This window comes from Rhodococcus sp. NPDC056743 (assembly GCF_042790355.1).
Classification (GTDB): Bacteria; Actinomycetota; Actinomycetes; order Mycobacteriales; family Mycobacteriaceae; genus Rhodococcus_F.
This window is the reverse complement of the sequence record NZ_JBHTZI010000010.1, coordinates 85,670-109,804: the sequence shown is the minus strand read 5'-3', so window position 1 is coordinate 109,804 and position 24,135 is coordinate 85,670. Positions and strand designations below refer to the sequence as shown.

Annotated in this window: 21 protein-coding genes and 1 tRNA gene; 8 read left to right on the top strand and 14 right to left on the bottom strand. The window is 62.4% G+C overall.

Translation table 11 applies throughout. The annotated features are described in order from the left end of the window. Window positions 1-92: 92 nt before the first annotated feature. The 8 genes from ACFRFQ_RS23095 to ACFRFQ_RS23060 all read right to left on the bottom strand — a co-directional run bounded on the left by ACFRFQ_RS23095 (window position 93) and on the right by ACFRFQ_RS23060 (window position 8,254). Complete coding sequence (locus tag ACFRFQ_RS23095; protein WP_378662760.1) at window positions 93-2,636, bottom strand: glycosyl hydrolase; 2,544 nt, start codon at window positions 2,634-2,636, stop codon at window positions 93-95. Beyond that, window positions 2,636-3,622: a DUF1839 family protein gene (locus ACFRFQ_RS23090; protein ID WP_378662758.1), complete on the bottom strand. Its 987-nt coding sequence runs from the start codon at window positions 3,620-3,622 to the stop codon at window positions 2,636-2,638. Before ACFRFQ_RS23090 ends, ACFRFQ_RS23095 begins: the two co-directional genes overlap by 1 nt. Continuing rightward, on the bottom strand, window positions 3,622-4,542 hold the full coding sequence (locus ACFRFQ_RS23085) for an amino acid--[acyl-carrier-protein] ligase (protein WP_378662756.1): 921 nt from the start codon (window positions 4,540-4,542) through the stop codon (window positions 3,622-3,624). The genes ACFRFQ_RS23090 and ACFRFQ_RS23085 overlap by 1 nt, the downstream gene beginning before the upstream one ends. After that, window positions 4,539-5,729: an acyl-CoA dehydrogenase family protein gene (locus ACFRFQ_RS23080; protein ID WP_378662753.1), complete on the bottom strand. Its 1,191-nt coding sequence runs from the start codon at window positions 5,727-5,729 to the stop codon at window positions 4,539-4,541. The genes ACFRFQ_RS23085 and ACFRFQ_RS23080 overlap by 4 nt, the downstream gene beginning before the upstream one ends. Continuing rightward, window positions 5,726-5,968 (bottom strand): acyl carrier protein, encoded by a 243-nt coding sequence (locus tag ACFRFQ_RS23075; protein WP_092807046.1) that lies wholly within the window; start codon window positions 5,966-5,968, stop codon window positions 5,726-5,728. The genes ACFRFQ_RS23080 and ACFRFQ_RS23075 overlap by 4 nt, the downstream gene beginning before the upstream one ends. Next, on the bottom strand, window positions 5,965-6,438 hold the full coding sequence (locus ACFRFQ_RS23070) for a holo-ACP synthase (protein ID WP_378662751.1): 474 nt from the start codon (window positions 6,436-6,438) through the stop codon (window positions 5,965-5,967). Before ACFRFQ_RS23070 ends, ACFRFQ_RS23075 begins: the two co-directional genes overlap by 4 nt. Window positions 6,439-6,774: 336 nt before the next feature. Beyond that, window positions 6,775-7,416 (bottom strand): ScbR family autoregulator-binding transcription factor, encoded by a 642-nt coding sequence (locus ACFRFQ_RS23065; protein ID WP_138872431.1) that lies wholly within the window; start codon window positions 7,414-7,416, stop codon window positions 6,775-6,777. A 184-nt stretch (window positions 7,417-7,600) separates the two neighbouring features. Beyond that, a complete protein-coding gene (locus ACFRFQ_RS23060) occupies window positions 7,601-8,254 on the bottom strand; it encodes a TetR/AcrR family transcriptional regulator (RefSeq protein ID WP_378662747.1) in 654 nt (217 codons plus the stop codon). 163 nt (window positions 8,255-8,417) lie between these two features. Here ACFRFQ_RS23060 and ACFRFQ_RS23055 point away from each other — a divergent pair. The 5 genes from ACFRFQ_RS23055 to ACFRFQ_RS23035 all read left to right on the top strand — a co-directional run bounded on the left by ACFRFQ_RS23055 (window position 8,418) and on the right by ACFRFQ_RS23035 (window position 13,578). Continuing rightward, a tRNA-Gln gene (locus tag ACFRFQ_RS23055) sits at window positions 8,418-8,488 on the top strand. A gap of 10 nt (window positions 8,489-8,498) precedes the next feature. Then, on the top strand, window positions 8,499-9,998 hold the full coding sequence (glmU, locus tag ACFRFQ_RS23050; RefSeq protein WP_378662745.1) for a bifunctional UDP-N-acetylglucosamine diphosphorylase/glucosamine-1-phosphate N-acetyltransferase GlmU: 1,500 nt from the start codon (window positions 8,499-8,501) through the stop codon (window positions 9,996-9,998). Beyond that, on the top strand, window positions 9,995-10,975 hold the full coding sequence (locus ACFRFQ_RS23045) for a ribose-phosphate diphosphokinase (protein ID WP_378662743.1): 981 nt from the start codon (window positions 9,995-9,997) through the stop codon (window positions 10,973-10,975). The genes glmU and ACFRFQ_RS23045 overlap by 4 nt, the downstream gene beginning before the upstream one ends. Before the next feature lie 249 nt (window positions 10,976-11,224). Further along, on the top strand, window positions 11,225-11,893 hold the full coding sequence (locus ACFRFQ_RS23040; protein ID WP_378662740.1) for a hypothetical protein: 669 nt from the start codon (window positions 11,225-11,227) through the stop codon (window positions 11,891-11,893). Window positions 11,894-11,997: 104 nt separating this feature from the next. Beyond that, entirely contained in the window at window positions 11,998-13,578 is a 1,581-nt protein-coding gene (locus ACFRFQ_RS23035; RefSeq protein WP_378662737.1) for an SLC13 family permease, read from the top strand. Between the two features lie 23 nt (window positions 13,579-13,601). On the opposite strand, the gene ACFRFQ_RS23030 is transcribed toward ACFRFQ_RS23035, so the two are convergent. The 6 genes from ACFRFQ_RS23030 to ACFRFQ_RS23005 all read right to left on the bottom strand — a co-directional run bounded on the left by ACFRFQ_RS23030 (window position 13,602) and on the right by ACFRFQ_RS23005 (window position 20,387). Next, a complete protein-coding gene (locus ACFRFQ_RS23030) occupies window positions 13,602-14,837 on the bottom strand; it encodes a PQQ-dependent sugar dehydrogenase (protein ID WP_378662734.1) in 1,236 nt (411 codons plus the stop codon). Then, the gene (gene egtD / locus ACFRFQ_RS23025; protein ID WP_378662731.1) at window positions 14,838-15,803 is read right to left on the bottom strand and encodes an L-histidine N(alpha)-methyltransferase; all 966 of its coding nucleotides are present in this window, start codon (window positions 15,801-15,803) and stop codon (window positions 14,838-14,840) included. Next, on the bottom strand, window positions 15,800-16,546 hold the full coding sequence (gene egtC / locus ACFRFQ_RS23020; RefSeq protein ID WP_378662728.1) for an ergothioneine biosynthesis protein EgtC: 747 nt from the start codon (window positions 16,544-16,546) through the stop codon (window positions 15,800-15,802). The genes egtD and egtC overlap by 4 nt, the downstream gene beginning before the upstream one ends. Window position 16,547: 1 nt before the next feature. Next, complete coding sequence (gene egtB, locus ACFRFQ_RS23015; RefSeq protein ID WP_378662725.1) at window positions 16,548-17,855, bottom strand: ergothioneine biosynthesis protein EgtB; 1,308 nt, start codon at window positions 17,853-17,855, stop codon at window positions 16,548-16,550. Then, the gene (egtA, locus tag ACFRFQ_RS23010; RefSeq protein ID WP_378662722.1) at window positions 17,855-19,060 is read right to left on the bottom strand and encodes an ergothioneine biosynthesis glutamate--cysteine ligase EgtA; all 1,206 of its coding nucleotides are present in this window, start codon (window positions 19,058-19,060) and stop codon (window positions 17,855-17,857) included. Before egtA ends, egtB begins: the two co-directional genes overlap by 1 nt. A 94-nt stretch (window positions 19,061-19,154) precedes the next feature. Next, window positions 19,155-20,387 (bottom strand): APC family permease, encoded by a 1,233-nt coding sequence (locus ACFRFQ_RS23005; protein WP_378662719.1) that lies wholly within the window; start codon window positions 20,385-20,387, stop codon window positions 19,155-19,157. Between the two features lie 56 nt (window positions 20,388-20,443). Between ACFRFQ_RS23005 and ACFRFQ_RS23000 the strand changes: the two genes are divergently transcribed. The 3 genes from ACFRFQ_RS23000 (at window position 20,444) to ACFRFQ_RS22990 (ending at window position 24,033) form a co-directional block, all read left to right on the top strand. Further along, window positions 20,444-21,625, top strand: coding sequence for an aminotransferase class V-fold PLP-dependent enzyme (locus tag ACFRFQ_RS23000; RefSeq protein ID WP_378662716.1), 1,182 nt, complete (start codon window positions 20,444-20,446; stop codon window positions 21,623-21,625). A gap of 86 nt (window positions 21,626-21,711) precedes the next feature. Then, window positions 21,712-23,175 (top strand): FAD-dependent oxidoreductase, encoded by a 1,464-nt coding sequence (locus tag ACFRFQ_RS22995; RefSeq protein ID WP_378662714.1) that lies wholly within the window; start codon window positions 21,712-21,714, stop codon window positions 23,173-23,175. 270 nt (window positions 23,176-23,445) lie between these two features. Further along, window positions 23,446-24,033: a 50S ribosomal protein L25/general stress protein Ctc gene (locus tag ACFRFQ_RS22990; protein ID WP_378662712.1), complete on the top strand. Its 588-nt coding sequence runs from the start codon at window positions 23,446-23,448 to the stop codon at window positions 24,031-24,033. The last annotated feature ends 102 nt before the right edge of the window (window positions 24,034-24,135 follow it).

The following is a 24,135-nucleotide window of genomic DNA, read 5'->3' as shown; positions in this document are numbered from 1 at the left end:
CTCGGCGGTGACGGCGAGCTGCGGACGAACAACCCGAGCGTCACCCACCAGCGGTGGCGTGACGCCGAGTCGATTCTATCCGCGAGCGCGCCCTACCTCCGCGGAACCCGCTTGGTAGCCACTTGGCGAGGTGGATCGGCAACCACCGGCGGACTGACCGGCGCGCTGGAATGGGAATTGAGTGCTCGCACGCGACCGATCACCATCTTCGCCTGACCGGTGCGGCGTAACCTCACCGTCCGCGCACCACCTGGTGCGAGATGAAACCAGGAATCCTCCGGCTCGAATCCCTGCAGGTCCAGCGACACGTATTGCGCCGTACCTTCCGAGGTGACGTCGACAACCCAGTCGTCGCCGACATTGCGGGCGATGGCAGCGAGGCCGACTGTGCGTTCGAGCGGTCTGGCCGGGCTTCCCAACAGGTGTACGACCTCGTCGATGACCACGCCTTCCTCGTTCTCGAGGGTGATGGTGACGGCGTCGTAATTGCGTGGCCCGAACTTGAAGACGTGTGTGAGATCGGTGAATCGCCCCACCACCTCGTCTACTGTCAGACCCCGTTTCCCGTGGGCGTCGACCTTGACGGGTGCGACCACATCGACCGGCACCACACCAGACCTGTTGTGCGCGCGGATGCGAATTTCGGCAACCAATGGCTCGCCGGTCTCGTTGATCACGTCGAGTCGGAGTCCGTCCAGGCCGTCGTCGGTGACGATGAGGGCCACGGGTTTCGAGTACCGGCGTAGTACGTACCACGGAGCTTTCGGCGTGCCCTGCCAGTCGAGGACGCCCCACCCTGGACCAGGTTCGAGATCCGTCAATGCCAAAGTCAGCGCACCGTCACACCCGGAATCTGCTCGACGCCAGTAGCCGAGCGCTGCGCCGAAGGCCTCGCAGATCGCCGCGCGCCCCAAGTCGAGATAGCGCTCCGGGTCGGACCAGCGAACCTCGCTCGGATCTTCGCCGAACAATGTCGTGACGTAGTGATCACGAACGTCCTCGAAGTCCCAGGACGACCCGTTGTCCCGTGGCACAGCAGCCTTCCACGACGGGTGGTGGCCCGCCACGGATACAGAGCCGAACTCGTTCTCGATGACGGTGTTCGACGGCGGAATGGAGAACGCCAGGCACTCCGTAGCGAATCTCACCCGCGCGCTCAACACGTCGTCGAGTGGACGCCGGTACCCGCCTATTCCGAAGTAGTGGGCAATTCCGGTACCTACGTGAGTGGCCAATGTTTCACGGTCAGGCGGCGCCGACGGGGACGAGGTCACGTACTCGAGTCCCGGTGCGATTTCCTCGAGCAACGCAGGCAAGCGAGAGTGAACGATCGAGATGTGCTGATCGACCAGACCGAGCATTGTCGATTGCTGTTCGGTTTCACTGCCTCCGCAGAAAACTGCAAGTGCCGGGTTGCCACCGACCTGTTCCACGAACGCCCGTACCTCAGTGGCAAAGAGTCCAAAGAACTCGTCCGTGTCCGGCGGATCGAGGGTCGCGAGCATCGCGTCCTGCCAGACCAGAATGCCCAGCCGGGCACATTCGTTCCAGAAGTGATCACTCTCGTAGACCATGGTTCCCGGAACTCGCAGCATGTTCACGCCGGACTCTGCACAACGCTCGAGCACCGACGTTGTCTGCTCCTCGCCGCGGAAGGCGACTGGATCGGTGGGCACCCACACCGATCCCCGGCAGTACACGTCGGCCCCATTGACCGATACCCGAAATCCACCGCCGGTTCGATCGACCTCGAGACTGCGAAACCCGATGTACCCCAGGTGAAGAACATCTCTGCCTACCTCGATCGACACCGAGTATCGATGCGGCCGACCGTGCGTGTGCGGCCACCAGAGATCCACGTCGGGAATTTCGACGACGCCCGATACGACGGCGAGTCCGCCGTCTCGCGATGTCACGGTGAGGGAACCACGAACGATTCCGACGCTCACCGACACTGCCGTGACGTTGTGGGGCACACCCGTGAGGCGTGCCGAGATCTCGACGGCCCCGAACGTTCCGTCGGTGGTCACGTGGAGAGAGCGAGACACGACACTTGCCTTGCGGACATCCAACATTCGAATACCCCGCCACGGCCCGACCGGCACCGGAACGCCGGAGAACACGGGTGCACTTCCCAGCAGTGTTGTACGTATCCATCGCAGACCCTGCTCACGCACCAACGAGGAGCGCCATCTGCCACGCGGTCGACGCGAACTCAGAACAGTTGCCAGAGAATGAAAGTGGATCGCGAGTGTGAATTCACTACTCTTGGCCACCTCCCGGGTTACGACGGCTTCACCGGGCACGAACATGGAGTCCGAAGACAAGACAACGGTGTCGTCGACCCAGACATCCGCGCCTGCCGTCAGCCCCTGTAAGCGGAGCAGCCACGACCCCTCACCGGCCGCGGCAACCCTGGTGACAAACCACCAATCACTGACGTCGGCCGCCACTCGGCGTGCCGCCGCGGAGCCGTCGGATTCTCGGACCGCTCCGGCCACCGTGCCCGGCACTGTGGCCGACAGCCATCCAGTCTTGCCCGACAGCTGCGTGGGTGCCGCTATTTCACCGGGTTTCGTTGCGATACAGCGCCACTGCGCTTCTTCGAGAAGATCGCTGGCGTTTCTTCGCGGCATCACACCAACCTGAGATGTCGCTGGGAATCAACTCCGACGATGGAGGTGATGATGTCCATGGACTGCGTCCAGGACACCGCCATCTCGTCGAGTTGGTCACGGGGATCCACGATTCGCCCCCTCGCGGCACGTGCCATCTGGAATTGCACGCTCTTCGCGCCGGCAGCTACGCTCCGGAACCCAGCTGATGCCTCGGCTGTACCGGAAAACCCTGAAGCGTCGAGAAATTCACTGACATCGGCGGCAAGTTCAGCGCTGGCGCCGCATTGTCTGAGCAACCCGAACGACCACAGGTGGAATGCCTCCATGCCGGCTGTGCGGATCCATTCGGAATCCTCGACGACCCTGCGCCCCAGCTCTCGCACCGGATTTCCCGGGGGCCTCACTGCCACGTTGCGCCGCGCTACCTCGGCGATATTTCCCGCGTTCATCTCGTGAACGGGCGAGAGTCGGACCTGCTCGACATACGGAACGAAGGGCGGAATGCTGGAACGATCGAGATCGAACACCCCGGAGAAATCGTCTCCCCGAAGCACATGATATCCACTGTTGTGGAAGTACTCGAGTTCTCCCGCCACGCGATCGATCCGGTTGGGGACAATTGTTGTCTTGGTATGCGTCTCATGGTAACTCGTACCCAACGTGTCGGGCAGCCAGTACCCGTCCACCTCCACCGTGGACAGCATTCCCGCCTCGAGGTTGTCCTCGATGTGTATCAGTGGCGCGCGCCAGACGTTCATCTCCGCAACGTCGATCCCGTACAGCGCAAAAATATCCTCGGCCTTGAACTTGAGGAAAGTCCACTGCGCACCGTCGAACCTCGACGAAAATGCGCACGCCATCGCGGGCACAGGGTCGAGACCGAGCGAATGCAGAACCTCGATCCACAGATCCAGGTAGCAGTTGGTCTGCGCCCACACCCGGTCCTCGTGATGCACGGCATGTGAGTTGTAGCGGTCAGGGGTGATATCGAGGAGTCTGGCCATCACAAACCCATATGTCCGCGGACGCCACCGGGCCAGGCAGCAATGTCAAGACCGTGAGTTCGCAAGAGAGACAGAGCGATGCGCTCCATTCCGAAACCGACGCAGGAACTGTGGGCGACCTCACCGCGGGCGGTGGTGATGTCGAAGGTCTTGCCGAAATGATCGAGGTGGTTGTTGGACGACACGATCGCCGTCCCCTCGTCGAGATCGCCGTACAACCGAACTGTCAACTCCGTCTTCAGGTTTTCCTCTCGCTGGTTGGCCGCCAACATCCGACCAGCCCTTCCGAAGAACGGATCGTTGGCAATGACCGGCGTGGCGTCGAGGCCGAGATCACCCAGGACCTCCATCCCGCGTTCGATCCACTTCTTGCGGTGAGCGGCGGCAGCGTCGGCGTCGCCGATTGTCACGAACTCGTGCATCCGGAACGCCTGCATACGGGCCGGATCGATTGCCGGTTCGTGCCGAAAGCAGAAACCGTAAATATCAAGGAGCACTCCACCTTCGGGAAGTTCACCCGTGTATTGAGCGTAGGCGGGGTGGCACGCTGCCGACACCAACATGGTCTCGGTCGGTTCCAGATAGCGATCCCACGATTGACCGCCGGCGCGATCTGCCAGCAACTGTGAGTGATCACGATTGCTTCCGTTGAAGGTGTTGATCGCACCGGTCAGGTTGGGGAACGACGCGATGTAATCGGTGCGCTCGAAACTCGTGCGGGGAAACACCGGCGGAAAACGCAGACGCGTCGCGGCGGGTCCGGCACCCGCAGCTACCACCACGCGGTCGATTCCGTCGATGATGTCCTCGAACAACCCGGAACGACCGTAAAGTCCTAAGACATCTGTCTTGATGAGAATTCCAGCGGTCAGCAATTCACGCTGAAACTCGGCCCTGGCGAGATCGAGGTCGGTAGTCATAATGTTCCTTGGTATCCGATGGCCATTTGAGCGGATCCCGCCATGATGCGATCGTTGTTCACCATCACAGCTGCCCCGTGGGCGTCACGGAGATGACGCCCGAGCGAGTACTCACTGTCTTCTCGGTATCCGGAGATACCGCAGATCAACATCGTCTGACCGACAATCTCCACTACAGATCTCGATGTGGCGACCTTCAGATTGTTCATTGCCAATGAGAAACCGACACGCTCGGTTGCCGCCGCCCCGTCCAACTCGCCGCGAGATCCGACGGCGCGGTCGTAGCGGCGCGCGGACGCGTCCACCAGGTCCGCGAATTGTTGCGCAGTCGACGCTGTTTCAGCCAATCGCAGTGCCGCCGGCGACGAGGCTCCCGGCTGCTTGCGCGCTGCGGCACGCACGTACTTGCGCGCTTTGTCGAGTGCCGCGTCCGCGATGCCGAGCCACACCGAACTCCACACGATGTGAGAAACGGGCAGCATGGTGTTGGTGGAAATATCGGCATACGGAGTTGCGATCATCATGTCCGGCGTAGACGTCGCCCGCAGGATGTACCCGAGACTGCATGTTCCCCGCAACCCGAATGCGTTCCATTCGGTGGTTTCTTCCAGAGTCAGATCCCCGCTGCGGCAGATCACAAGTACCTGATCGTTAGGCTGACTGTCCGGCGAACGACGGGCGGTGACCAGAATCGCATCGGCATGCCGGCCGTACGAAATCACGGGCGCGTTCTTGATCAGCAGCAGATGGCCACCGAGATCCTCTACAGCGCAGTAACTTCGGCTGACATCGCCGCCGATCCCCAACTCCGTTGTCGCCGATGCAAGCAGCAACTGCTTTTCGACGGATTCGACCACAAATGCTCGCAGCGCCTCCGTGTCGCCATGCTTGATCAGAGAGTAGATCTGCGTCTGATGCATCGCAAAGATCATTCCGCTGGACGCACAGCGTGATCCGATGATGCGCGCGATCGTGGCAACCTCACGCAACGACAAGCCGTCACCACCGAACTCGGTGGGAACTGCGACCGAGAGCAGACGCTGCTCGCGCATGGCGGCAACCGCCTCGGCGGGGAATCGAGAGTCTTCGTCTACCTCGGCCGCCCACACTGCGGCGACTTCTTCTGCGACACGGCGTGCCCGATCAACGGCGGGCTCGACAATGACGTCGGGGTGCGGGATGCTCACGCTTCACCCAGGCCGATCAACGCACTCTCGATCGCCCGGACGCTCGCAAAAGTGCTCTTCCGGAGCAACTCGTCCGGAAATTCGATGTCGAACGAATCTTCCAGCGCCAGCATCACATTGACACTTGCGTGAGAGGTCAAACCCAACGCGTACAGATCGGCGTCGACGTCGATCGTGCCGACATCGACTGCAAGCCGACCATGTTCCATGAGCACTTTGCGAATTGCCTGATCACTCATCGGTGACTTCGTCCTTCTGTTTGTTGCGAACCGCCGCGATGCATGGCAATCACCATGGCGATGGCGACGTCGGCCTCATGCGAAATAGATACTTGGAAATCCTGAAGATCCTGGGCCACAGCAAGTTTTGCTGCCTCGCCGAAAAGCTCTACTCCACATCCCCCCCACAGCTCACGCGTAATCTCGATGGAATTCCAGGGAATTGCCGTGTCAGCGGGCCGAAGAACCTTGACCACCGCTTCCTTCGCGGCAAAACGCGCCGCGAGTCGCTGATCCCTGGCAGTCCCGCTGCATATCTCCAACTCGCGGGCAGTGAACGTCCGCTCGAGGTATCGACTCCCGAACAGATCGATACTTCGACTGACGTCCACGACATTGACTACGTCGCAGCCGATCCGAGGACTCGCATCGAATGTCGCCGACGAAACAGCCGAAACTGCCGAAGTCCCCGACGGTACGGATTCACCCATCTTCGATACCCCTTTCATCGGTGGACCGGGCGACCCCCTACCCCGCCCGGTTCACCGACTTCGTCTCGAACAATCGAGCTTCACTGACCGATCGGCAGTTTGCAGCAATTGTTCAGCTACCGTAAGAACATACCGCAACGTCGAACAGGTCAGCAAGATCAGACCATCGGACATTTGGTTACGGGATAAACATACTCTGAGTTTGTTTCAAAAGCCCAATATAGGCGAATACCACTTCCGCGACGCCATCTATTCAATACAAATGGGAGATATATCCCAAGAAGATCCCAGGTCATCGACCCGAACGCGGTTCGAACCGACGCAACCGGATCAGACTCAGTGGTCGCTACTCAGCCGCCGAGCAGCAAACTGCCGGAAGTATTCGACCTTCGATTCCGGAACGACAACGGGAAGAATGATGTTCCAGGACGTCTTCATCGAGTCAGACAAATCACGCATAGTTCCTGTGGCCGAAGCTATCAATCGGACACCCGTCACCATCTGCAACAAGAAACGCGCGATATCTGCGGAGTCGACGTCGGATTTCAGGTCACCTTCGTCGGCAGCTCTGGTGGCAAGTTCCCGGAAGATATCGAGCCACCCCTCGAACGTTGCCGGCCCCGATCCACGATAGTCGCCGATCTCGACCAGCAAACGGAACGTGGCACGCACAAGCACGTCATGTGCGGCGGTGTCGACCGCCACCGACGAGACACCGATCAACGATTCCAATGCCGGCGTTCGGCGATCCAGCCACAATTCCGACTTGGCGTCGAAGCGAGCAGACCCTTCGTCGATCACCGCACGGGCGAGTTCTTCCTTGGAACCGAAGTGGAAGTACAGCGCCCCTTTGGTCACCTGAGATTCGGCGATGATCTCGCTCAGACTGGCGTTTGCATATCCCAGACGCAGGAAAACGCCCGCCGCACCGCGCAGTACCGAATCACGAGTGGCTTCCGCCCGCTCCTGCCTCACCATCGATCCGGCCTCCAGTCACCACACATCGAACGAATTCTCACCATTACCCGTTCACAGCGTCAAAATGGAAGGCGTTTTGCAACAACACCCCACGCAAACAAACCACGTTTGCCCATTGAACGATCGTGATACAGCCAACACAGCTTAGACTGCGCTCCAGACTTCAGCGACAGGCACGCCTGCGTTAACCCTCCAATTGCGGATCGGCCTCGAGATTGGTGAGTCCGTTCCAACACAGATTAACGAGATGCGCAGCCACGACTTCCTTGGAAGGTGAGCGCTCGTCGAGCCACCACGTGGCTGTGGTCGATACCATCCCGACCAGCGCCTGCGCGTACATCGTTGCAAGTCCCGGGTCGAATCCACGCCGCGAGAAGTCTCCCGCCAACAGGTATCCCACCTGACTGATCGCATCGTTGAGGAGACTGGAATAGGTGCCGCTCGGCGCTACGACGGACGAGTCACGAACCAAGATCCGGAAGCCGTCCGTGTGTTCCTCGACGTATGTGAGCAACGCCAGCGCTACCCGCTCGACTCGAACTCTCGAGCGGTTCTGTGACAACGACGACGTGATCATCTCCAGCAGTCGCGACATCTCACGATCCACGACGACGGCATACAAGCCCTCTTTACCGCCGAAGTGCTCGTAGACGACAGGCTTCGAGACGTTTGCCCGTTGCGCGATTTCCTCGATGGAGGTCGCTTCGTATCCACGTTCGGCAAAAAGTGCCCTGGCGATCTCGATCAACTGCTGACGACGCTGCGTTCCCGTCATACGCACTCGAGTTGCCCGTTCAGGTGCGCGATCACTGCCTATCGGATTGGGAACCGTCGCCATGATTGCCTCTCTCCCCACACGCCGGACGGTTGTCACCGCACCGCTCACAGCAAGCCTATCGGGACTGCTCGACACGAAAACGGAGGAGCGGTTCGACCTAGACCGGGTCGGCATGCGATTATTCTTGCGCGTAATCCGCCGCAAGGTTCGGAGAGCGTGGCAATCCGCCGTGGTGTAATGGCAGCACCTCTGATTTTGGTTCAGATAGTTCAGGTTCGAGTCCTGGCGGCGGAGCCGGTAGTTGATGATCGACAAGAGGGAGCTCAAACAAGTGCAAACCGCCGTGATCGTTCTCGCAGCGGGTGCAGGCACTCGGATGAAGTCCAAGACCCCCAAGGTGCTCCACACTCTTGCCGGCCGCACCATGCTCGCGCACTCCCTCCACGCTGCTGCGTCGTTGAATCCGACGCATCTGGTGACCGTCGTCGGCCACGATCGCGAACGAGTATCCGAAGCTGTGGCATCCGTCGCCACCGACCTGGATCGTTCGATCACGATCGCCGTTCAGGACGAGCAGAAGGGCACCGGCCACGCGGTCAGTTGTGGTCTCGAAGGTCTGCCTGCAGATTTCCGCGGCACCGTACTCGTGACTGCTGCCGACGTTCCCCTCCTGGACGGCGCCACCATCGCGGATCTACTCGAGCGCCACACCAGCGCGCCGGCGGCCGCAGTGACGGTCCTGACGTCCACGGCACCCGACCCCACCGGTTACGGCCGGATCCTGCGCACCACCGATGGCGAAGTCAACGCGATCGTCGAGGAGAAGGAAGCGACGGACTCGCAGCGTTCGATCACCGAGGTCAACTCCGGTGTCTACGCATTCGACGTCGAGACGCTTCGTGACGCGTTGTCTTCCCTCGACTCCAACAATGCTCAGCACGAGTTCTATCTCACCGATGTGATCATGATCGCCCGTCGCGCCGGTAAGCGTGTCCGGGCTCAGCACATCGCGGATTCGGTTCTGGTCGCCGGCGCAAACGATCGTGTGCAGCTGTCGACGCTGGCACGTGAGAAGAACCGTCGAATCCTCGAGAAGTGGATGCGCGCTGGCGTTACCATCGTCGATCCGGCAAGTACGTGGATCGACTGCGACGTCACTCTCGAGCAGGATGTGACCCTGCTTCCCGGCGTGCAGTTGGCCGGCGCCACGTCGGTGGGCGAAGACGCTGTGATCGGCCCGGATACCACTCTGACCGATGTCACCGTGGGTGCAAGAGCCGTTGTCATCCGTTCGCATGCAAGCGAGTCGACAATCGGCGACGACGCCACCGTCGGCCCCTTCGCGTACCTCCGTCCGGCCACGTCCCTGGGCGCTCACGGCAAACTCGGTGCGTACGTGGAGACCAAGAACGCCGAGATCGGCGAGCATTCGAAGGTTCCGCATCTTACCTACGTCGGCGACGCCACCATCGGCCATCACAGCAACATCGGAGCGTCGAGCGTCTTCGTCAATTACGACGGGGTGACCAAGCGCCGTACTGTGGTGGGGTCGCACGTGCGAACCGGCTCGGACACGATGTTCGTCGCGCCGGTTCATGTCGGGGACGGCGCGTACACCGGCGCCGGCACCGTCTTGCGATTCGACGTTCCGGCTGGGGCCCTTGCGGTCTCGGGCGGTCAGCAACGCAACATCGAGGGTTGGGTCGAGAAGAATCGACCCGGTACTCCTGCGGCCGATGCAGCAACGGCTTCGGAATCAGAGCGCACAGATCAGCAAGTACAAAAGGATGGCATGAACCAGTGACTGCGAATTGGATCGACAACCAGAAGAACTTGATGTTGTTCTCGGGTCGTGCGCATCCCGAGTTGGCTGAGCAGGTCGCGAAGGAACTCGACATCCGAGTCACCCCGCAGACTGCCCGCGATTTCGCGAACGGTGAGATCTTCGTTCGCTTCGAAGAGTCCGTGCGTGGGTCGGATGCGTTTGTGCTGCAGAGTCATCCGGCGCCGCTGAACACCTGGGTGATGGAACAGCTCATCATGATCGACGCTCTCAAGCGTGGATCCGCGAAGCGCATCACCGCGGTGCTGCCGTTCTACCCGTATGCCCGCCAGGACAAGAAGCACCGCGGACGCGAGCCGATTTCCGCTCGCTTGATCGCGGACCTGCTCAAGACCGCAGGTGCCGACCGGATCATCACGGTCGACCTGCACACCGATCAGATTCAGGGCTTCTTCGACGGTCCGGTTGACCACATGCACGCTCAGGGCCAGCTCGCCGAGTACGTGCGCGACAACTACGGCACCGACAACATCTGCGTCGTCTCCCCGGATGCCGGCCGCGTCAAGGTTGCCGAGAAGTGGGCAGATGCCCTCGACGGCGCGCCGCTGGCATTCGTGCACAAGACCCGCGACCCGCTGGTTCCGAACCAGGTCAAGTCCAACCGCGTGGTCGGTGACGTCAACGGCCTCACCTGCGTGCTGATCGACGACATGATCGACACCGGCGGTACCATCGCCGGCGCTGTCAAGGTACTCAAGGACGCCGGTGCCGTCGACGTCATCATCGCCACCACGCACGGCATCTTCTCGGATCCGGCCGCCGAGCGTCTGGCCAACTGCGGCGCCAAGGAGGTCATCACGACCAACACGCTGCCGATCCCCGAGTCGAAGCAGTTCCCGACCCTGACGATTCTGTCGATTGCGCCTCTGCTCGCACGGACCATCAAGGAAGTTTTCGAGAACGGTTCTGTGACTTCACTGTTCGACGGCAGCGCATAGTCTTTCGCGTTTCCGCGGAGCGGGCGCGTATCTGTGACCAGACGGTCACGGGTACGCGCCCTTCGTGTTTCGCGAGGACGTTCGCCGGGCGAACCAGACCGAGAGGTCTTCACGAAACCATTTGTGCGACACACAGTTACCCGAGAATCGGACAATCGGCATGATCTTGGTCACGCCCTCGTGGAGAATCCCAGGTCGATGCCGAGCTGATGTTCACCTGCCCGCAATCTTCGCCTAATGTGGCTCGTCGTGATCGACGCGCAAACCCTGGAATCCCGGCCCGAATCCCGGCCCGAATCTCATTCACTGAATTCTTCAGTTCCCACGGTCCGGCGGTGGCGCCCAGGATCCTGTGTCTGGTGTGGTGACGACAACTCCGTAGAGATGTTCCGCAACGAACCGCGCTGCGAACGCTGCCGCGAAAACGAAGGCATCATCGACGACGCCAAGCGGTTCCTCGGCATGTACGGCCTGCGCCCGCTCGGCGGAACACTGCAGTCCGACGACGACGAAGAGCGCGAGTACCGTGTCACGGCACGTGAAGCTCGCCGCGTCCTCAACGAAATCCGCATGGACGTTCTCCCCGACGCTGCCGCTGTCCGCAAGGCGATTCGCCCGCGCGCGGCCACCGTCGTTGCAGACACGTCGCCGGCACGCGCTTCCCGCCCCTCCAGCACGGGCGCTGCGACTCGTGTTGCCGCTCCGGTGAAGACGGACACCGTCGACATCAACACGCTGCAGACGCGCGTTCTGGGGCTTCTCGATCAGCTCGGTTCCATCGACGAGCAGATCAAGGTCGCCGAACTTGCCCAGGGTCTGCCTGCTCGCGCACGCCTGAGCGATCTCAACAAGCAGAAGGCGACCGTGCTCCGCACTCTCGCCGCTCTCGAGAAGGCGCGCATCGCCGCCTCCAACTAATTCCACCGCGTCCGTCCCCTCGACCCCGTCTCCATTTCCCGAGACGGGGTCGTTCTGTATCCGGTGCAGGACGGTAGCCGTGCTGGAAGGTAGCTTTACGAATCGTGAATGACATCACCATCACGTTTGTCGTGCTTGCCGTAGTCGTGGCGCTGTTCGTCATAGGCCGCATTCCGGTCGGAATCATTGCGATCGGAACGGCACTGGCGCTGTATGCCACCGGAGTGATCTCGGTGGAACAGGCACTGGCCGGATTCGGTGATCCCACAGTCATATTCATCGCAGCGCTCTTTGTCGTCAGCGAAGCGCTCGATGCCACCGGAGTCACGACGTGGGCGGGCGAGAAGCTTCTGACGAAGGTCGGCGATTCACGCGTTCGGCTGTTGAGCGCAATCATGTTGCTGGTCGCCGCACTGACAGCATTGATCAGTGTGAACGGCGCGGTAGCCGCCTTGATCCCGATGGTGGTCGTCCTCGCGGTCCGGCTCGGCCGGTCCACGTCGCAACTGCTGCTCCCGCTCGCCTTTGCCGCGCATGCCGGTTCGATGCTCACGCTCACCGGCACTCCGGTCAACATCATCGTCTCCGACGCGGCCGCCGACGCCGGAGCCGGCGCGTTCGGCTTCTTCGACTTCACCTTGATCGGTGCACCGCTGGTTCTCGGAACCATCGCGATCGCAGTGTTTCTCGGCCCTCGCGTATTGCCGCATCGCGCCGGGACGTCGATGTCACCGGACCTGAGCCGCCATGCCAAGACGCTCGCGCACCAGTACGCCGTCGCAGGCGGTTGCGATCAATCCGATGCGCCGCTGATCACCAAGAACGACGGTGTTGTCGAGGTGATCATTCCGCCACGTTCGGAAATCATCGGCGACAAGGTGTTCCCCGGCATGGTGACCGACAGTGGCGATCTCGTGGTTCTGGCTGCGGCGCGGGCCGGCGAGCCCTGTGGGCCTGGCGGTATCAGGCTCGCTGCCGGCGACACCCTGTTACTGCAGGGCAGTTGGGACGACCTGGACACTCACACGTCGGTGGACCCGAACGTTCTTGTGGTCGATCCTCCTGCCTTGATCCGTAAGCAGGCCGCGCCGCTCGGCACCCGGGCGATCCTGTCCCTGGTTGTTGTCGCCGCCATGGTGGTCATGTTGACGTTCGGATTGGTCCCGTCTGCCATTGCGGGTCTTCTTGCCGCCTGCGCGATGGTTCTACTGCGCGTGATCAGTGTCGAACAGGCCCACCGCTCGATCTCGTGGACCACCCTCATTCTGGTCGGCGGAATGATCCCGCTTTCCACGGCAATTCAGGAGACCGGCGCTGCCGAGAAGCTCGCTCACGGTTTTGTCGACGTCATCGGCGGCGCCAGCCCGTACGTCGTTGTTGCCGGACTGTTCGTCGTCACCGCGACGCTCGGCCAGCTCATCAGCAACACCGCAACGGCATTGATCATCACGCCGATCGCAATCTCCGTGGCCTCCGAGCTGAATATTTCAGTGGTGCCGCTCCTCATGACGGTGACCGTCGCGGCAGCAGCGTCGTTCCTGACCCCCGTCGCCACCCCCGCCAACATGATGGTGATGGGTCCTGGCGGCTACAAATTCGGCGACTACTGGAAGCTCGGACTCCCGATGCTCCTGTGGTTCCTCGTTGTTGCGACGGTACTCATTCCGCTGATCTGGAGTTTCTGACGCTTGCTACAGCTCGTACTCGACTACGGAGACGGCGTCACGAGGAGCACGCTGTCGTTGTCGCCGTTGTCCGTGGTGACGAGAAGCGATCCGTTTGCCGTGGGCGTGACCGAACGCAGACGTCCGTACTGGTTTTCCAACCCGTACGCCTGGGCGTCGACGCTCCGGCCGTCGCCGCTCAGTCGCAGGAAGATCAGTTCCTTGCTCTTGAGTCCGCCGATGACAACGCTGCCGTCCCACTGACCCCATTGCGGGCCCGAGACAAATGCCGCGCTCGCGGTTGCCAGAGTCGAGTTACCCGAACTCCACACTGCTTCGATCGCGCCGGGCACGCGGGACGGATCGGTCATCGGCACCGACTCGTCGTATGTTCCCGGCAAGCGATCTGGTCGGTAACCGTAGTTTCCGCCGGGGGTCAGGAGATTCAGCTCGTCGTCGACGCTGGTGCCCTGCTCCACCGAATACAACCTGCCGGTTCCGGGTTGAACGGCCAATCCCTGAACGTTCCGGTGACCGAGTGTGTACACCGGACTCGACGGATTGGGGTTGCCCGCCGCGGGCGTGCCGTCGGTGTTGACGTGCAAGACCTTGCCGCCCAGCGAGTTCGGATCCTGCGGAACACCGGGATTTGCGCTGTCGCCCGTGCCGACGAACAGCGTTCCGTCTTCGGCGGCAAGAATCCGGCACCCGCCGTGCCGCCCCGACGAGACCGGGAGGCCGGACAACACGGTTCCGGTTCGCGTGAGTTCGGTCCAACCGGCGTCGACTGTCCACGAGATCACCCGAATGTCCGTCACTCCCCCGGCGCTGAATCCCTGGCACGTGTACAGGGTGCGGGACTGAGCAAAGTCACGGGCAAGCGCGATTCCCATGAGACCGGTTTCGGATCGGGCATAGAGGTCCGAGAGATCTGCTGCGACGGGGCCGGTCGAGCCGTCGCTTCGGCGAACAATGAATCCTCCCGATCTCTGCCCGGTCACAATCGCACCGTCGGGTGCCGCCACGACATCCCAGGGATGGTCCAGTCCGTCGAGAACTGTGGTGACCGCGAGTTCAGGCAACGTGTCCTCGGTGGGGACTTCCGGGCTGCTGCCGGCAGATCCGAGGCTCCCGGATGGAAGTGTCTGAGCCGAGCACTGCGTCACCGGGATCGCGAGAATCGCGATGGTCGCAACGGTGACGACAGCACGGCCGGATCTGAGTGCACCGAAGTTGGCTCTGGAAGCGGAAACCCGCGCCGCGAGTCGCTGAGTGAACATCTAGGCTCGCTCCGCGCACAGCAGCGCGAACCGCTGATCGGCGTCGGTCCACACCTTCTGTAACCGAAAACCCGCATCCTCCAACTCGGCAGTGATCCCGTCGACGGTGAACTTCGCAGAAATTTCCGTGCGCATGTGCTCGCCCGCGGCGAAGGTGATGTCCAGATCCAAGTCTTCGATCCGCACCGAAAGATCGCGGAGGGCTTCCAGCCGCATCTCGATCCATTGGTTGTCGGCATCCCAGAGCGCTACATGCCGGAAGGCTTCCAACGGGAAGTTCGCGCCGAGTTGCTTGTTCAGGACACTGAGCACGTTGAGGTTGAACTGTGCCGTTACTCCCGCGCTGTCGTCGTACGCGGGAACCAGCACGGCAGGATCGGTCACCAACCCCACTCCGAGGATCAAGCTCTCACCGTGGCCGAGAACCTCGGCGATCCCGGCGAGGAACTCCGCGCGCTCGTCAGGAATCAGATTCCCCAGCGTGCCGCCCAAAAACGCGACCGTTCGCCTACCTCCGCTGGGAAGATGATGCAGCGAACCGGTGAAGTCGCTGACCACCCCGATGACGTCGATGTCCGAAAACTCCGCACTGATCGCCTTGGCTGCGCCTTCCAAGGCAGTCACCGAAACATCTTGCGGTACATAGGTGTGCAGTGAATCAGCCATCGCATCCAACAGGAGACGAGTCTTGTCCGAGGAACCTGAACCCAGCTCGATCAGCATCTTCGGTGTGGTCAACGATGCGATCTCCCCGGCGCACTCGGCCAGCAAGGCGCGTTCCGTTCGAGTGGGGTAATACTCCGGCAGTTCGGTGATCTGCTCGAAGAGTTCACTGCCGCGGGCGTCGTAGAACCACACCGGCGCAAGCCATTTCGACCGTGCGGTCAACCCGGAGCGTGCGTCGGACCGTAATTGCTCGACAAGATCTTCCGGAGTCAGAAAGATTTCGAGAATCGGGGTGCTCATCGTTCTCCCATCGGAATCGGGGTGATGATCAAATGGCCGGGGCGGGCACAGACCAGGTGCCTGTCGGGAACTTGTTCCCACCCGGGTGAATCGTCGAAAGGTTCGGACGCGATCAGTGCCTGCAACTCGTCGACGAGTACGTACAACGTATGGCCCCATGTGCTGGCCCACAATTCGTTCCCGTCACCGAGCAGGAGGTTCAGACGCGAACCTACTGCCACTGCTTCGACGTCGTGAATGACGGTGGTCACCGCGGCTTCCACCGACATGTTCTGCAAGCGATGACGCAACAGGGTCCACAGCAGCGCCGAATCTGTTGGCGCCGACATGGTCAGCAGCGCGGCAGTCGGAACCTCCTGGGCAAGGGCGGCAACCGAACTCGGCCAACCAGTCAGGGCGCCGTTGTGACTGAACGCATAGGTGTTGTCGGCAAAGGGAGCGCACGCACCGACCTCGACGGCCATCCCCTCGGTCGCGGAACGCACTGCCGCCAGCACCGATCCGCTGCGAATATGTGAAAGTGTCTCCTCCACAGTGGGATCCGACCATATCGGGATGCTACTTCGATACCGACCCAACTGCCCGTCCGTCCACCAACTCGCACCGAAACCGTCGGCGTTGATGGTTCCACCCTTGCGCATCTCACGGGGCGCCCACGACTGCTTCACCAACGAATGGGTTCCGGCCTGCAAGAGATCTCGGACGGAACGCGGCGGTCCGAGATAGCCGAGATGTCGGCACATATCAGACGTGCCCGGACAATGTTCTGGCGCACCGGAATCCGGAGAATATCTGCCGCCGGATCGGATGATCCCAGTTGCGGAAGGTGCCACGGCACGCAACGCTGTCGGTACCGAACGAACCGCCACGCAGCATCTTGTAGTCACCGCCGAAGAACACCTCGGAGTACTCACGGTACGGAAATGCGTGAAAACCCGGATACGGGTGGAAACCGGATGACGTCCATTCCCACACGTCCCCGATCAACTGCTGCACTCCGTACGCCGACGCACCATCGGGGTATGCCCCCGCATCAGCCGGCGACAAGTGCCGCTGGCCGAGATTGGCGCGAGTCTCGTCCGGTGGGGTATCGCCCCACGGGAACCGTCGGGACCGCCCGGATTCGGGATCCCACCGCGCAGCTTTCTCCCATTCTGCTTCGGTGGGAAGCCTTTTGCCGGCCCAGGTTGCATAGGCTTCGGCTTCGAAGTAGCTGACGTGAACTACCGGACGCCGAACTGCTACCGGGCTGTCGGTACCGAAAGACTGCTGCCACCACGTTGATCCGTCGCGTTCCCAGAACAGTGGCGCAGTGAGGTTGGCGTCGACACGATGACGCCACCCGGCCCGCGACCACAGTTCGGGCCGGGAATACCCACCGTCGTCGATGAACTCGATGAACTCGCCGTTGGTAACCGGGAAGCGATCGATGGCAAAGGGACCGAGATACACCTGATGAGCAGTTCTCTCGTTGTCGAGTGCCCACGGTTCGTCATCGGTACCCATCACAAACGGCCCGGCGGGAATGACCACCTCGTCACGAACGGGCGTACGCCGCGCAGTGGGAGCGGGCGTGGCTACGAGTGCCGCAGGGCCGGAACGCAATTGGTGTGTTGCGAGCATACTTTCAGCATGTTGCTGTTCATGCTGGGCGATCATGCCGAACGCAAAACCGCTGCGTTCGAGCGGATTTCCGTCGAAGTTGCTGTCAGCCAGGACGTCCCACACCTTGCCACGAACCGTACGTATGTATTGACGAGATTCGGCCGGGTCCAGCAGCGGAAGCTCGGGGCGCGTCGGCCGTGAGTGTTTGAACGCGTCGTACATGTCGTCGATGTCGCGCCGTACCGGCTCTCGTCCACCCACGTCGCGCACCAGCCACAGTTCCTCCTGGTTGCCGATATGAGCAAGATCCCACACCAGCGGACTCATGAGAGGCGAGTGCTGGGCGATCAACTCGGTGTCGTCGACACAATCCGTGAGCAGCAGCGAACGCGCTCGCGCCCGCTCCAGAACGGCCTCGACAGCCTCCTTGGTGACCTCCGTCGACATCAGCTTCCCTCGACCGGTGGCAGGCCCCGACAACATCGCTCGGCTGCACGATCGAGGAGACGAACGAATTCAGGATCAGGCGCATAGGATGCCGCGAGTGACATCAGAGATGTTGCTGCCGAACGTAGTTCGACGTCCACCAGTCCATATTCCGCGGCATCACGCCAGCGGCCCGCCGTCGACACCGCGGCATCGCTGGCTTCCTGCATCACCGCAGGCCCGGACAGCAGCGCATCGATCGCAGCGATCGGCACGCGCCACAGATCCCCGGGTTGAGCGTCGATGTACCTCACCTCCAGATGTCCGGCCGCGCGAACCGGCGGAAACATGGTGGACAGGTGGTAGTCCAGATCCTCGGACGTGGGCGCACGACCAATGTCGGCTTCGAGTGCCCCGTCGATCCAGTCTCCAAACGTGGCGCCCCGCGGCGCCGTCCAGTCGTCGGTACCGTTCCGGACACACATCAGCGGGACGTTCAAAGCCCACTGCGCATAATCGGCCGCGTCGACAACGTGCATAGTGCGCCTGGCGTCGAGTTCGAGCCACGTCCGCATGCGTTGTGAAGCCCACGCCCCTCGCGGAATGCCTTCCAACTGCGGCGAACACGCAAATGCGGCGATCAGAGCCGGCCCGATGTCACCGAGGAGCCGCCACCGCCGTGCGATGGCTTCCTGGCTGCCACCCGCATCGACGCTCACCTGGACGGCGGCGGTGTTGCACATCATGAGGGCGCCGTACGGCCCGATAGAGGAAAATTGATGTTCCATGGCGCAGTATCGGGGCAATCGCAGCAAGCGCTGTGGTTGACGCTGCTGATCCGCCGACCCGTCGTACATCTCGATGGACTGATCGCGCAGAAGCGCACGTAACACGCGGTGATCTTCGCTCAGGTAATCGCATACTTCACGCGCTGACGTGCGCGGCGCCGAGGAGAGTTCGATCTGACCGCCCGGTTCGACGGTCACAAAACTGCCGCCGGGAAGTGGAGCGCCGGGCGAGCGAGGGTCGATGCTGGTGGGCGTATGTTTTCCCAGCGCGCGGGCCAGCGCCTCGAGTGACGGGCGGCCACCACCGGCGTCCCTGGTCAGCCATTCGACCTCGGTCCCGACCAGTCGCGGCGGGCCCTGCTTGAAGCACACCCCGCCGATATATGCCTCGGCGGCGGGACGCGAGTCCAGCGTAGTGTCCAGTACTGCGGTTGCCATTCGACTTCCCCTTTGGGTATGTCTAGCGGTACGCGTGCTCTAGCGGTTGTACCGACGATAGAGCCCACACACACCAATTGCACCCTTTGCCGTGTTACGTGTCGCCAAATTTTTTCAATCGTATCCACCGATACCCACAACCCAGAAGAACAACACCTGTCCCCACCGCGACGGCGGATATCGGCAGCGTGAACGCCAGAACCGCACATCCGAGCGCTCCGAGAACCTGCAGCAGTCGCGGGAACATCCGATCCGCGCGTCCTTGGGTATAGGCGCTGACATTTGCCACGAGGTAGTACAACAACACCCCGAACGACGAAAACCCGATGACACCACGAAGATCGACCGTCAAGACGAGCGCGATCACTATCGCACCGACGGCCAGTTCCGCGTGATGAGGCACCGCAAAGTGCGGGTGAATCGCCGCAAAAGTCCGTGGCAGATCTCGTTCGCGAGCCATCGCCATCGCGGTTCGGCTCACGCCGGCGATCAGCGCCAACAGTGCACCGGCTGATGCGGCGGCGGCACCGGCCACCACGATCGGTTCGGCCCACCCCCACCCGGTGAGAGCGACCGCATCCGCGAGCGGACGGGTCGACCGAGCCAGTCTCTCCTGCCCCAGGGTCACCAGAAGAACCATCGCCACCAGGGCATAGACGACAACCGCGATGCCCAGCGCTATCAGGATCGCGCGTGGAATCGTGCGTCGAGGATCCCGGACTTCCTCCCCCAGCGTCGCGATGCGGGCGTACCCGGCAAAGGCAAAGAACAGCAGTCCCGCGGACTGCAGAACCCCGTACCAGGAACCGACACCGAACTCGGGCATGACGCGATGCGCGCCTGGCCCCCACAGCGAAACACACAAGCCCACGCCGATCGCCGTCACGGACAACGTGACGATCACTCGCGCCATCTGCGCCGTCCGGGTGACACCGCGGTAGTTCACCGCAACCAGCACCACCACCAGCGCTACCGCGACGAGCTTCCGATACGGTTCGGGTACAACGTAAGTCGCGAAGGTCAACGCCATCGCCCCGCAACTGGCGGTCTTCCCGATCACAAACGACCACCCCGCGACAAATCCCCACCACGGTCCGAGTTGCTCACGTCCGTAGACGTACGTCCCGCCGGAGGTCGGATACCGCGCGGCGAGTTGTGCCGACGACGTCGCATTGCAGTAGGCCACACCTGCCGCGACTACCAGACCGAACATCAATCCCGTGCCCGCTACTGCCGCTGCCGGCGCGAACACCACGAACACTCCGGCACCGATCATCGCGGCAAGACCGATCACCACGGCGTCGAATGTCCCCAGGGTGCGGTCCATCGGTATAGCTTCGTTCACAGAGCCTTTGAACCACACCGAAGTGAACGGATGGTGCCATGTTCGACCTCACCGCGATCCGCCGCGACACCCCTGGGTGCCTCGACAAGGTGTTCCTCGACAGCGCCGGATCCTCCCTACCGCCGGAACCTGTGTTGACGGCGATGATCGAGCATCTGCGCCTGGAAGCCGACGTCGGCGGCTACGTCGCCGCGGATCGCCGCAGCGATGCCCTGGCTGCGGTTCCCCATTCACTGGCCCGGGTGATCGGCGCCCAGCCCTCGGATATCGCGTTGACGGACAGCGCAACCCGCGCCTGGAACGACTTTTTCGGCGCAGTGCCCTTGAACCCGGGTGACCGCGTGCTGATCTGCGGTGTCGAATACGCCAGCAACGCCATTGCCGCACTGGGCCGGGCGCGATCAACCGGCGCGAAGGTCGAGGTGATCCCGAGCGATCACGACGGCAGGATCGACCTCGACGCACTCGAAGCGATGCTCGACGACCGCGTCCGCGTCATCTCGGTTGTTCACGCACCCACGAACAGCGGACTGGTCAACCCGGTCCGTGAGGTTGTCGAACTGGCCGCGCGCCACGGCGCGCTGGTTCTCCTCGACGCGTGCCAGTCGGTAGGCCAACTCCCCATCGACGTGGCCGCCCTGGGTGTCGACGCCTTGAGCGCTACGGGACGCAAGTGGCTTCGGGGTCCACGGGGAACCGGCTTTCTGTACGTGCGTCCCGGACTGGCGACCGCGCTCGAACCGGCCGCGATGGACTTGCACGGAGCGAACTGGACCCACGCCGACGCGTACGTGCCCGCGCCGGATGCCACCCGGTTCGAATTGTGGGAAACCAGCGTCGCGGCTCGCCTCGGACTCGGGGCCGCCGCGGACTATCTCTTGGCGCTGGGAACGGAAACCGTTGCACAGCAGATCGAATCGAGGGCGCACTATCTTCGAGCCGGGCTAGGTGCGATGTCCGGGGTCGCCGTCCACGATCACGGCCCCGCCCTCAGCGGCATCGTCTCGTTCACCCTGGACGCGGTTCCTGCGACCGAAGTTCGCAGTCGACTTGCGGCGCAGAACATCACCGTCACGGTGAGCAGTCGCGGATCGACGCTCCTCGACATGACCGCGCGCGGTCTCGACGCCGTGGTCAGAGCGTCTCCGCACTGTTTTGTCGACGAGAGGGACCTGGACAGCTTTCTCGGCGCGGTGCGGGACTCGAGCGTCTCCCGATGACCGGGATCACATCGGGCAGGAGTCGAACGGAGCTGCAAATCTTGACTCTCACCTGATCAGTTCGTTTTTGCGAGAGGACGCCGCCCATGGCCGACGCCACCATTTCCCCGATTTCCGTTTCCGATATCACCACCTGGGACTTCGAAGCCGACGTTGTCGTCGCCGGCTACGGAATCGCCGGAGTCACCGCGGCCGTCGAAGCTGCCCGCGCGGGCGCTGACGTGCTCGTCCTCGAGCGAACCGGCGGTTGGGGCGGCGCCGCGTCATTGGCCGGCGGCTTCATCTACCTGGGCGGCGGCACTCCGCTGCAGAAGGCATGCGGATTCGACGACACTGTCGACAACATGAAGACGTTCATGAAAGCGGCACTCGGCCCCGGAACCGACGACGCGAAAATCGACGCGTATTGCGAGGGCAGCGTCGACCACTACAACTGGCTCGTCGACGCCGGTGTCCCCTTCAAGGAATCGTTCTGGGGTCAGCCGGGCTGGGAGCCGCCGTACGACGACGGTCTCGCGTACTCGGGCGGCGAGAATGCGGCACCGTTCAATGCTCTGGTGCAACCGGCCCCGCGTGGACACGTCCCACAGATGTCGAACAAGAAGAGCGGCGAGCAGGGCGGCGGCTACATGCTGATGAAGCCGCTCGTCGAAACTGCCGAAAAGCTGGGCGTGCGAGCAGAATACGATCTGCGCGTCCAAACTCTGGTGGTCGACGGCTCCCGGGTGGTCGGCGTCGTCGCCAAGCGCTACGGCAAGGACGTTGCGATCCGCGCCCGCAAGGGTGTTGTTCTTGCGATGGGCAGTTTCGCCTACAACAACGAGATGGTGCGTTCGAACGCCCCGCGGATCTTCGGTCACCCCGCCGCCTCGATCGAGGCACACGACGGCCGTGCAATCCGGATCGGTCAGGCACTCGGCGCCGACACCGCCCACATGGACGCCACCGAGGTCGCGTTCTTCTGCGACCCCCAGTTGATGGTGCGCGGCATCCTTGTCAACGGTCGCGGCCAGCGGTACGTCGCCGAAGACACGTATCCCGGACGTATCGGTCAGGCAACGCTGTTCCAGCAGGACAATCAGGCCTTCCTCGTCATCGACGAAGCGTCCTACGAAGAAGGCGTCGTCGCCGAAAGTGCCACCCATCAGCTGCGCGCCCAGCCCACGTGGGTAGCCGAAACCGTCGAAGAACTCGAAGCCGAGATGGGCCTGCCCGTCGGCGCGCTGCAATCCACCGTCGACGTCTACAACCGTCACGCCGCGGCGAACTCCGATCCGCTACTGGGCAAGAAGTCCGAGTGGGTCAAGCCGATCGTCGGCCCGTTCGCGGCGATCGACCTGCGCGGCCGCACCGGTGGCTTCACGCTCGGCGGGTTGAAGACGACCGTCGATTCCGAGGTTCTGCACGTGTCCGGTGAGCCGATCCCCGGACTGTTCGCAGCGGGTCGCTGCACGTCGGGCGTCTGCGCGGGCGGCTACGCCAGCGGAACCAGCCTCGGCGACGGCAGCTTCTTCGGGCGTCGCGCCGGAATCAGCGCCGCTCGCTCCTAGAACGGGGTAGGTAAACCGGAACTCGTGCGGCGATTCGCGGCGGCGCACGAGTTCCGGTACTGTATGGAACGTTGTCTCGGCGAGGGTGAATCGCAGCTGTTCCACTAACTGCAGGTTTTCCGTGATCGACGCGGCTACGGCTCAGCTCGAGCGATTCGCTCCTGGCCGTGTGCGCGCCTGTCCGCTTGCCGCAGGCAGAATCTGTCGCCGACAGAACCACACGTCAGTAAACCGAGCACGAACCCCGTGAGTTGTAGGAGCCGTTTCATCATGTCTGAAGAGAACAACCTCGTCGCTGTCGTCCGCACCGAATTCGGCAAGGGCGCAGCTCGCCGCGCACGCCGCGACGGCCTGGTCCCCACGGTTCTGTACGGCCACGGTGAAGACCCGAAGCACCTCAACGTCGTCGCTCGCGACTTCGCTTCCATCCTCCGTGCACACGGCACCAACGCTGTGCTGACCCTCGACATCGACGGCACGGAGCAGGTTGCACTGACCAAGTCGGTCGTCGTGCACCCCATCCGCAACTACATCGAGCACGCCGACCTCCTGGTCATCAAGAAGGGCGAGAAGGTCACGATCGACGTTCCCGTCGTCGTCACCGGTGACGCAGCTGCCGGCACCATGGTCGCTCAGGATGCCGCTACCATCTCCCTCGAGGCTGACGCGCTGCACATCCCCGAGCAGATCGAGGTTTCGGTCGAGGGCCTCGAAGCCGGCACCCAGATCCTGGCAAGCCAGCTCGAGCTCCCCAAGGGCGCAACCCTGCAGGCAGATGCAGACGTGCTGATCGTCAACGTCACCGCAGCAGCTGCCGAAGCTTCCGAAGAAGAAGAAGCAGCAACCGAAGAGGCCTGATCCTCGCGTTCTCCTCGAGAACTCAGCTTGTGAGCGGCGCGTCATTCCGAATTTCGGAGTGACGCGCCGTTTGCGCGTCCACTCCCCCGGTCGGTAAAGGAA

Excerpts from the sequence above, each read along its gene's own strand:
- ACFRFQ_RS23095 (WP_378662760.1), bottom strand. The coding sequence starts at position 2,636 with ATGCCGCGAAGAAACGCCAGCGATCTTCTCGAAGAAGCGCAGTGGCGC.
- ACFRFQ_RS23060 (WP_378662747.1), bottom strand. The coding sequence starts at position 8,254 with ATGGCGACGGTTCCCAATCCGATAGGCAGTGATCGCGCACCTGAACGG.
- egtA (WP_378662722.1), bottom strand. The coding sequence starts at position 19,060 with ATGGCAACCGCAGTACTGGACACTACGCTGGACTCGCGTCCCGCCGCC.
- ACFRFQ_RS22990 (WP_378662712.1), top strand. The coding sequence starts at position 23,446 with ATGTCTGAAGAGAACAACCTCGTCGCTGTCGTCCGCACCGAATTCGGC.
- ACFRFQ_RS23000 (WP_378662716.1), top strand. The coding sequence starts at position 20,444 with ATGTTCGACCTCACCGCGATCCGCCGCGACACCCCTGGGTGCCTCGAC.
- ACFRFQ_RS23075 (WP_092807046.1), bottom strand. The coding sequence starts at position 5,968 with ATGAGTGATCAGGCAATTCGCAAAGTGCTCATGGAACATGGTCGGCTT.
- egtC (WP_378662728.1), bottom strand. The coding sequence starts at position 16,546 with ATGTGCCGACATCTCGGCTATCTCGGACCGCCGCGTTCCGTCCGAGAT.
- glmU (WP_378662745.1), top strand. The coding sequence starts at position 8,499 with ATGATCGACAAGAGGGAGCTCAAACAAGTGCAAACCGCCGTGATCGTT.
- egtB (WP_378662725.1), bottom strand. The coding sequence starts at position 17,855 with ATGTCGACGGAGGTCACCAAGGAGGCTGTCGAGGCCGTTCTGGAGCGG.
- ACFRFQ_RS23005 (WP_378662719.1), bottom strand. The coding sequence starts at position 20,387 with ATGGACCGCACCCTGGGGACATTCGACGCCGTGGTGATCGGTCTTGCC.
- ACFRFQ_RS23085 (WP_378662756.1), bottom strand. The coding sequence starts at position 4,542 with ATGACTACCGACCTCGATCTCGCCAGGGCCGAGTTTCAGCGTGAATTG.
- ACFRFQ_RS23090 (WP_378662758.1), bottom strand. The coding sequence starts at position 3,622 with ATGGCCAGACTCCTCGATATCACCCCTGACCGCTACAACTCACATGCC.
- ACFRFQ_RS23030 (WP_378662734.1), bottom strand. The coding sequence starts at position 14,837 with ATGTTCACTCAGCGACTCGCGGCGCGGGTTTCCGCTTCCAGAGCCAAC.
- ACFRFQ_RS23070 (WP_378662751.1), bottom strand. The coding sequence starts at position 6,438 with ATGGGTGAATCCGTACCGTCGGGGACTTCGGCAGTTTCGGCTGTTTCG.
- egtD (WP_378662731.1), bottom strand. The coding sequence starts at position 15,803 with ATGAGCACCCCGATTCTCGAAATCTTTCTGACTCCGGAAGATCTTGTC.
- ACFRFQ_RS22995 (WP_378662714.1), top strand. The coding sequence starts at position 21,712 with ATGGCCGACGCCACCATTTCCCCGATTTCCGTTTCCGATATCACCACC.
- ACFRFQ_RS23065 (WP_138872431.1), bottom strand. The coding sequence starts at position 7,416 with ATGGTGAGGCAGGAGCGGGCGGAAGCCACTCGTGATTCGGTACTGCGC.